Here is a 274-nt window from a genome sequence, read left to right as displayed (position 1 = left end):
ATACCGCCAATGCCGTGGCGACCGTGATCTACACCCATTCGCTGACGCCCGGCATCGCGGTGGTCTGGTCCGGTTTCTGTAACTTTCTGGGTGTGCTGCTCTCCAGCGGCGTGGTGGCGTTTGGCATTATCTCACTGCTGCCGGTGGAGTTGATCCTGCAGGCCAGCAGCGGCAGCGGGTTTGCCATGGTCTATGCGCTGCTCTTCTCAGCGATTATCTGGAACCTGGGCACCTGGTATTTAGGGCTGCCGTCGTCGTCGTCCCATACGCTGAT

At 59.9% G+C, this 274-nt stretch carries 1 protein-coding gene; it reads left to right on the top strand.

Going from position 1 to position 274, the window contains the following annotated elements; translation table 11 throughout:
* Nucleotides 1–274, top strand: a 274-nt coding sequence (locus SB756_RS29975) for an inorganic phosphate transporter (RefSeq protein ID WP_410913224.1), incomplete at both ends; no start/stop codon positions are given.

This window comes from Pseudomonas sp. SIMBA_068 (assembly GCF_046534705.1).
Classification (GTDB): domain Bacteria; phylum Pseudomonadota; class Gammaproteobacteria; order Pseudomonadales; family Pseudomonadaceae; genus Aquipseudomonas; species Aquipseudomonas putida.
This window is presented reverse-complemented; position numbering and strand designations above follow the sequence as displayed.